This window comes from Promicromonospora kroppenstedtii DSM 19349 (assembly GCF_000515355.1).
GTDB lineage: Bacteria > Actinomycetota > Actinomycetes > Actinomycetales > Cellulomonadaceae > Promicromonospora > Promicromonospora kroppenstedtii.
The window spans coordinates 13619-13844 of the sequence record NZ_KI911634.1 but is presented as its reverse complement, the minus strand read 5'-3'; the positions used below and the strand labels follow the sequence as shown (position 1 = coordinate 13844).

The window sequence follows — 226 nt, the reverse complement described above, 5'->3', positions numbered from 1 at the left end:
TGCGGTGCACCGCGAGCACGCGGCGGCCGGTGGCGTCAGCCCCACCCGCAACCACCAGCAGCACGTGGTCCTTCTCGGACTGCCGCACCGCGAGCCCGGCCTGCTCGCCGGGCCCCGCCGGGTCGAACCGCAGCACGGCCCGCACCGTGACGTCCTGGTGCTGCTGGCGTACACCGAGGAACGCGGGCGTGGCCGGGTCCGTGAGGTTCTCGGGACGCACGCGCAG

General features: G+C 75.7%; 1 protein-coding gene. It reads right to left on the bottom strand.

Going from position 1 to position 226, the window contains the following annotated elements:
- Positions 1–226 (bottom strand): beta-xylosidase family glycoside hydrolase (locus PROKR_RS34090; protein WP_036960896.1); only part of this gene is annotated, 226 nt, incomplete at both ends.